Here is a 7,080-nt window from a genome sequence, read left to right as displayed (position 1 = left end):
TTTTCCTCCCCCCCCCTCCCCCCCCCCCCCCCCCCCCCCCCCCCCCCCCCCCCCCCCCCCCCCCCCCCCCCCCCCCCCCCCCCCCCCTCGACTGAGCCGGGGACTACGTGTGCGTCCGCAGCAGGGTCCTCATCGTCCGCATCGCCACGGACAGGTTCGCCAGGTCGAAGGAGTCCGAGCTCCGGATCTCCTCCAGGGTCGTACGGGCCCGTCCGAGGATCGCGGCGTTCTTCTCCTCCCAGGCCTTGAAACGCTGCTCGGGGGTCGACGTGCCGTTGCCGACGGCGAGGACGTCCGAGGTGAGCGCCGCGTGGGCCGCGTACAGGTCCTCGCGGATGGAGGCGCGGGCCATCGACTGCCAGCGGTCGGCCCGCGGGAGCTCGATGATGCGGTCCATCAGCTGGGTGATGCTCAGGCGGTCGGCGAGGTCGTAGTACACCTCGGCGACGGCCATCGGGTCCTTGCCCATGCGGTCGGCCACCGCGACGATGTCCAGCGTCGGGAAGGCGGAGGAGAACCCCGCCACCCGCGTGGCGAGCCCGTCCGGGACACCGGCGCCCGACAGCTCGTCGTAGATCTGCTGGTACCACTCCTGGTCCGCGCCGCGCAGCAGCTTCGGCAGCTCGCCCCAGACCTTCTCGACACCCTCACTGAAGAACGAGATCGTCTCGGCGAGCTGCAGGGGCTGCGGCCGGTTGTTGAGCAGCCAGCGCGTGCCGCGCTCGACGAGCCGGCGGGAGTGCAGGCGGATCCGGGTCTGCACGTCCGCGTCCACCACGTTGTCGAGCGCCTCGACGGCGTCCCACACCGCACTGGACCCGAAGATCGCGCGGGCCGCCGTCTGCGCCCGGACGATCTCCTCCAGGGAGGCCCCGGTCTCCTCGCGCAGCCGGTGCAGGAAGCTGGTGCCGCCGGTGTTGACGGTGTCGTTGACGAGCACCGTGGTGACGATCTCGCGGCGCAGCGCGTGCGCGTCGATCTGCTCGCGGAACCGCTCGCGCAGCGCCGTCGGGAAGTAGGCGAACGCCAGCTTCTGCAGGTACGGGTCGTCGGGCAGCGAGGTGGCGAGCAGCTCGTCGGACACGGTGATCTTCGTGTACGCGAGGAGGACCGCCGTCTCGGGGCCGGTGAGCCCCTGACCGCTGTTCAGGCGCTCGCGGATCTGCCGGTCGGTGGGCAGGAACTCCAGGGCCCGGTTCAGGTGGCCCTCGCGCACCAGGTGCCGGATGAACCGCTGCTGGGCGTGGAGCATGCTGCCGGACTGGGCGAGCGCGTTGGCGATCGCGGTGTTCTGCGCGTAGTTGTTGCGCAGGACCAGCTGTCCGACCTCGTCGGTCATCTCGGCGAGCAGCTTGTTGCGCTGCTTGACGGTCAGATCGCCGTTGGCCACCACCGCGTTGAGCAGGATCTTGATGTTCACCTCGTGGTCGGAGGTGTCCACGCCCGCGCTGTTGTCGATGGCGTCGGTGTTGATCCGCCCGCCGGCCTGCGCGAACTCGATCCGGCCGAGCTGGGTCAGGCCGAGGTTGCCGCCCTCGCCGACGACCTTGACCCGCAGGTCGGCGCCGTCGACGCGGATCGCGTCGTTGGCCTTGTCGCCCACGTCGGCGTGCGACTCGGCGGCGGACTTCACGTAGGTGCCGATGCCGCCGTTCCACAGCAGGTCGACCGGCGCGGTGAGGATCGCCCTCATCAGGTCGGCCGGGGTCATCTTGGTGACGCCGGCCTCGATGCCGAGGGCCTCGCGGATGTGCGCGTTGACCGGGATGGCCTTGGCGGTACGCGGGAAGACGCCGCCGCCGGCCGAGATCAGCTCGCTGTCGTAGTCGGCCCAGCTGGACCGCGGCAGCTCGAAGAGGCGGCGGCGCTCGGCGTACGAGGTGGCCGCGTCCGGCTTCGGGTCGATGAAGATGTGCCGGTGGTCGAAGGCGGCGACCAGGCAGATGTGCTCGGACAGCAGCATGCCGTTGCCGAACACGTCACCCGACATGTCGCCGACGCCGACCGCCGTGAAGTCCTCGGTCTGCGTGTCGTGCCGCAGTTCCCGGAAGTGCCGCTTCACCGACTCCCAGGCGCCGCGGGCGGTGATGCCCATCTTCTTGTGGTCGTATCCGGCGGAGCCGCCGGAGGCGAAGGCGTCGCCGAGCCAGAAGTTGTACGACTCGGCGACCTCGTTGGCGATGTCCGAGAACGTCGCGGTGCCCTTGTCGGCGGCGACGACGAGGTAGGTGTCCTCGCCGTCGTGCCGGACCACGTCGGCCGGGGGCACGACCTCGCCGCCGACCATGTTGTCGGTGATGTCGAGCAGCGCCGAGATGAAGGTCTTGTAGCTGCGGATGCCCTCGGCCATCCAGGCGTCGCGGTCCGCGGCCGGGTCCGGCAGCTGCTTGGCGACGAAGCCGCCCTTGGCTCCGACGGGCACGATGACGGTGTTCTTCACCATCTGCGCCTTGACCAGACCGAGGATCTCGGTGCGGAAGTCCTCACGCCGGTCCGACCAGCGCAGACCGCCGCGGGCGACCTTGCCGAACCGGAGGTGGACACCCTCGACGCGCGGCGAGTACACCCAGATCTCGTACGCCGGGCGCGGCGCCGGGAGGTCCGGGATGGCCTGCGGGTCGAACTTCATGGAGACGTACTCGTGCGGCTTCCCGCCGACCGCCTCCTGGAAGAAGTTGGTGCGCAGGGTCGCCTTGATCAGGTTCAGGAAGGAGCGCAGGATGCGGTCCTCGTCGAGCGAGGCGACCTGGTCGAGGGCGGCGTCCAGCTCCTCCATCAGCGCGTCGGTCAGCTCGACGCCCGCCCGCTGCCGCTCCGGCGACATCCGCGCCTCGAAGAGCGAGACCAGCAGCCGGGTCGTGTGGACGTTGTTGCGGAGGGTGTCCTCCATGTAGTCCTGGCTGAAGGTGGAACCGGCCTGGCGCAGGTACTTGGCGTACGCCCGGAGCACCATCGCCTGGCGCCAGTTGAGCCCGGCGCTCAGGACGAGGGCGTTGAAGCCGTCGTTCTCGGCCTGGCCGGTCCAGGTGGCGGCGAAGGCCTCCTGGAACCGCTCGCGCCCGTCGTCGCCGAGGTAGTCCCCGCTGCCGTTCTGCGACTTGGGCAGGCGCAGTCCGAAGTCGTAGATCCAGGCGGTCGTCCGGTCCGAGCAGCGCAGCTCGTAGGGGCGCTCGTCGGTGACCTCGACGCCCATCCGGTTGAGCGCAGGGAGGACGGCGGAGAGCGAGACCTGCTCGCCGGTGCGGTAGATCTTGAAGCGGCGCTCGCCGGGGGCGGCACCCACCGGCTCGTACAGGCTGAGCGCGAAGTCCTTGGGCTGCTCGCGCTGCTCCCGGGTGAGCTGCTGGAGGTGGACCAGGTCGGCGACGGCGGCGCGCGGGGTGTGGTCGGCCTTGTAGCCCTCGGGGAAGGCGTTGCCGTAGCGGCGCAGCAGTTCGGCGGCGCGCTCCTCGCCGCACTCGGCGGTCAGCGCCTCCGCGAAGCCGTCGGCCCAGGAGCGGGCGGCCTCGACGAGGCGCGCCTCGATGCGCTCCTTGTCGCTGTCGGACAGCTGCGGCAGCTCGGTGCCCTGCGGGACCCGGACCACGAAGTGCAGGCGGGAGAGGATCGACTCGGTGTTCCAGGCGGTGAAGTCGACGCTGATGCCGCCGAGCTCCTCCTTGAGGATGTCGATGATCCGCAGCCGGACGCCGGTGGTGTAGCGGTCGCGCGGGAGGTAGACGAGCGCCGAGTAGTAGCGGCCGTACTCGTCCTGGCGCAGGTAGAGGCGCAGCCGGCGCCGCTCCTGGAGGTACAGGACACTGGTGACGATGGCCCGCAGCTCGTCGACCGGGGTCTGGAACAGCTCGTCGCGCGGGTAGGTCTCCAGGATCTGGAGCAGGTCGCGTCCGTCGTGGCTGTTGGGCGAGAATCCGGCGCCCTTGAGGACCTCCTCGACCTTGCGGCGGATGACGGGCACCCGGCGCACGGACTCCGTGTAGGCGGCGGAGGAGAAGAGGCCGAGGAAGCGCCGCTCGCCGACGACGTTCCCGTTCTCGTCGAACTTCTTCACGCCGACGTAGTCGAGGTACGAGGGCCGGTGCACGGTGGCCCGGCTGTTGGCCTTGGTCAGGACCAGGAGCTTGTGCTCGCGGGCCTTGGCGCGGGCGTCGGCGGGCAGCCGCTCGAAGGACGGGCTGACCGGGTGGCTGTCGTCGCCGCCGTGCTGCGGGTCGGAGCGCAGGATGCCGAGGCCGGTGCCGGGCACGGCGGCCAGGGAGTCGTCGTCCCGCAGCTGGTACTCGCGGTAGCCGAGGAAGGTGAAGTGGTCGTCCGCGAGCCAGCGCAGCAGCTCGCGCGCCTCCTCGACCTCCTGGTCGCGCAGGTCGTCGGCGGTCGGCTCGCCGGGCAGCTCGGCGGCGATGCGCAGGGCACCGTCGCGCATCTTCTCCCAGTCCTCGACCGACTCGCGCACGTCGGACAGGACGCGCAGCAGGTCGGCGGTGATCTGCTTCAGATCGGCGCGGTCGGTCTCGCGGTCGATCTCGACGTGGATCCAGGACTCGACGGAGGCGTCGTGGGGGAGGTCGCCGCCCGGCCGGTCCGGCAGCACCTCGATCAGCTTGCCGGTCAGATCACGCCGTACCACGAACTGCGGGTGGATGACGACGTGGATGCCGCGCCCCTGGCGCGACAGCTCGTTGGTCACGGAGTCGACGAGGAAGGGCATGTCGTCGGTGACGACCTCGACGACCGAGTGCGTGCAGGTCCAGCCGTTCTCCTCCACGGTCGGCGTGTGGACCCGGACGTTGGCCGTACCCTGCGGGCGGTTCTCGGCCAGCCGGTAGTGCGAGAAGGCGGCTCCGAAGATGTCGACCGGGTCGCGGTCGGTGAGGTCCTCCGGGGCGGTGTGCAGGTAGTAGCGCTGGAGGAACGCGAGCACGGTGTCCCGGTCGGGTGTGCCCTCGCCCGTCGTCCCGGTCGGTAGGTGCCCCCCGACCGGGCTGTTCTCAGCTACCCGGGCGGCCCGTTCGAGCAGCTCGGCCTTTGCTTCGTCCAGCTTGGTCTGCATTGTCCTCTGACTCCTGTCGCGCGCCGTTGCGTGACGTTGAAGGAAGTTCGGTCTCTTCTTTGACATGACGCCGAGACGCGGGGTGTCCGGTCTGTTCCGACGCTATGCCGCATGAAGACACGGGCGAGGGGTTATCGGCCATTTTCGGCGCCCCTGCCGACTGTGACGCTGCTCTCGGCAGCGCCGGTTCGCCACGGGTACCGAGGGCACGGGAGGCGTTGGGCGCCATCGGCGTCCTGGCCGCCTCTGCCGCCCCGGCCCGCCCGACCCGCCCGCGAGGACCAGCGAGCGCCGCCCGGACACGGATGTCGTCCGTGGTCTCCGGGCGCAGGGCAGGGGCGACGATGCCCCCGCGAGATATCGCGCTGATCACGCCACCAGGCTATCGCCCCCCACCCGGGCTGAGTCATGAGCCGTATGTGTACAAAAGCAGGGGTCGAACTTTGACACTCTGCACAGGGACGAATGCCGGGGTTCTGCGCATGCGCGGGCGCCGCGTCACGGCAGACCGGGTACGGCAGCCGTCGCGGACGCCACCGGGGCACCGTCCGGAAGCCCACCCGCCGGGACGGGCCCACCTCCTCCCGGGCGAGCGGGGAGGGCCCCGGGGTCGGCGCGCGGCCGCCGAGCGACGCTTCGGGGGCCGGGCTTCGCCGCAGGTCAGGCTGCCAGCCGCTCGGCCTCCTCGACCGCCTCGTGCAGGCTGTCCACCACCGGCACACCCACGGTCTCCAGGCTGGCCCGACTGTGGGAACCGCCGGTGTAGAGGACCGCCTTGGCCCCGACGTGCAGGGCGGCGACCGCGTCGTCGGCGGCGTCCCCGATCACGACCGTGCGCGCGGGGTCGACCTGGGCGAGCGCGCCGATGTGCCGCACCATGTGCTCGGCCTTGCTGCCGCCGGACGGCCCGGTCCGCCCGTCGACCCGCAGGAAGTGCGACTCGATGCCGAAGCCGCGCACCAGCGGGACCAGCTCCTCATGCCCGTACATGCTGAGGATGGACTGGCTGCGCCCCGTGGAACACCACTCCGCCAGCAGGGCCGGCACGCCCTCGGTGAGCGCGCAGGCCGTCCGGTGCTCCGCGTAGTACCGGTGGAAGATCTCGTCCATGACCAGCCACTCCGCCTCGGTCGGCAGCCGGCCGATCAGCCGCTCGTAGAACTTGGGCACCGGGACGCAGTACAGCGACCGGTACCGCTCCAGCGTGAGCGGCGGGATTCCCAGCTCGGCGAACGCGGCGTTCGTCGCGCCGATGATCGCGGCGTTGTCGTGGAACAGCGTGCCGTTCCAGTCCCACACGATGTGCGCTGCTTCGTGCTTCCCCATGAACAGAAAATACCCGGCCCGACCGACATCCGACCGCGGGCGTCCGTACTCCGCCCGCTCCCGTCAGTCGCCGCGCCCCACCAGGTTGGGGATCTCCTGCGTCGCGTACCAGAGCAGCTCGTGGTCCTCGGCGCCGTCGACGGTGAACTGGGCGTCGTCGTCCCCGAGGTCCGCGGCGCCCAGCGCGTCGGCGGCGGCGGTGACGTCCGCCTCCGCCTCGTCGGAGTCGACGTGCACGGCGGCCGCCTTGGCGAGCCGGAGGGGGCCCGCGACCCGCACCTCGCCGAGCGCCGTCGGGTCGAGCCCCCGGTCCGGGTCGGCCTGCGCGGCGCCGTCGGCGACGTCGACCGCGACGACGACCCGCCTGCGCGGAGCACCGGGGTCGACCGCGATCAGACGCAGGGAGGCGAGCGCGGCCCGGTTCAGCGCCGCGTACTCCAGCTCCTCCATGTCGTCCGAGAGGTACCACTCGCGCAGCGCGGGCGTGACGGCGTACGCGGCGACCGCTCCCGCCCCCAGCTCTCCCGTCTTGTACGCCTCGGCGAGACCGGAGAGGGTCAGGGGGACGTAGACGCGCATGGCTATCCGCTTTCGTTGGTCGGAGGGCCCCCGGGAGGGCGGTTCCCGCGCCTCGGGAAGGGCCTTCAGGATACGTGCGGGCGTCCCCTTTCGGGTCCCGGGCCGTACGGCGGCGGCCGTCCACC

The 7,080-nt window shown here is 71.2% G+C and carries 3 protein-coding genes; all 3 read right to left on the bottom strand.

Features of this window, described 5'->3' with window-relative positions; translation table 11 throughout:
* Window positions 1-103: 103 nt before the first annotated feature.
* Window positions 104-5,050: an NAD-glutamate dehydrogenase gene (locus tag ACZ4NT_RS18760; protein ID WP_121402585.1), complete on the bottom strand. Its 4,947-nt coding sequence runs from the start codon at window positions 5,048-5,050 to the stop codon at window positions 104-106.
* A 660-nt stretch (window positions 5,051-5,710) separates the two neighbouring features.
* A complete protein-coding gene (locus tag ACZ4NT_RS18755) occupies window positions 5,711-6,376 on the bottom strand; it encodes an HAD family hydrolase (protein WP_467726395.1) in 666 nt (221 codons plus the stop codon).
* Window positions 6,377-6,439: 63 nt separating this feature from the next.
* The gene (locus ACZ4NT_RS18750) at window positions 6,440-6,955 is read right to left on the bottom strand and encodes a DUF6912 family protein (RefSeq protein WP_121402583.1); all 516 of its coding nucleotides are present in this window, start codon (window positions 6,953-6,955) and stop codon (window positions 6,440-6,442) included.
* Between the last annotated feature and the right edge of the window lie 125 nt (window positions 6,956-7,080).

The organism is Streptomyces sp. NPDC026417 (assembly GCF_055567695.1).
The sequence above is the reverse complement of the archived record's forward strand: the minus strand, read 5'-3'. Positions and strand labels throughout refer to the sequence as shown.

Excerpts from the sequence above, each read along its gene's own strand:
- ACZ4NT_RS18760 (WP_121402585.1), bottom strand. The coding sequence starts at position 5,050 with ATGCAGACCAAGCTGGACGAAGCAAAGGCCGAGCTGCTCGAACGGGCC.
- ACZ4NT_RS18755 (WP_467726395.1), bottom strand. The coding sequence starts at position 6,376 with ATGGGGAAGCACGAAGCAGCGCACATCGTGTGGGACTGGAACGGCACG.
- ACZ4NT_RS18750 (WP_121402583.1), bottom strand. The coding sequence starts at position 6,955 with ATGCGCGTCTACGTCCCCCTGACCCTCTCCGGTCTCGCCGAGGCGTAC.